This window comes from Bordetella petrii, assembly GCF_020991325.1.
Classification (GTDB): domain Bacteria; phylum Pseudomonadota; class Gammaproteobacteria; order Burkholderiales; family Burkholderiaceae_B; genus Bordetella_A; species Bordetella_A petrii_E.
Map to the genome: position 1 here is coordinate 1 of NZ_JAJMLX010000533.1, position 742 is coordinate 742.

1 pseudogene is annotated in these 742 nt (G+C 70.9%); it reads left to right on the forward strand.

The features are described 5' to 3' along the window. Window positions 1-742, forward strand: a pseudogene (locus LPZ50_RS25175) (GNAT family N-acetyltransferase); the annotation flags it as partial.

A 742-nucleotide genomic window follows, 5' to 3' on the forward strand; every position in this document is an offset into this window, starting at 1 on the left:
GCTCGACCTCATCGGCCCGGACGCCGCCGTGCTCAAGGCCGACCTGGCCCCCGCCACCCGGCGCGCGTTGTCCGCCCTGGCCGAGCCCGACGCGGCCATCGCCAATCCCGTCATTACCTATGTGCCGCTTACTCCCGAGCGCATCCAGGCCATGCTCGACGCACTGCTCGACGACAGCGGCGTCGATGGCGTGCTGGTCTTGCTGGCCCCGGACGCCCTGGCCGACCTGCCTGCCGTGGCGCGCCAATTGGCGCAGATCGCGCCCAAGGCGCAGAAACCGGTGGTTAGCTGCTTCATGGGCGACGCGGGCATGCGCCCGCTGCGCCGCATGCTCGACGATGCCGGCACCTCGGCGTTCCGTACTCCCGAATCCGCCGCCGATGCCTTCGGCGTGCTGGCCACGCATTTCTACAACCAGCAGTTGCTGCTGCAAACGCTGCCGCCCGAGCCGCCCAGCCGCCTGCCCGATGTGGCCTATGCGCGGGCGGTGCTGGAAGCGGCCAGGGCCCAGGGGCGGCAAGAACTGCTGCCGGCCGAATGCCGCGACGTGCTCGACGCGTTTTATGTGCCGCTGCGCGACGTGCCCCCGGGCATCGTGCCGGGCGAACCCGAATCGCGCCCCATGGCCATCCGCGTGCGCCGCGACGCGCGCTTCGGGCCCATCATCCAGTTCGCCGATGTTCTTGCTGACCGCCGCGGGCGACAACTGCATATGGCGCGCCGCGCCCGCGAAGCTGTTCAG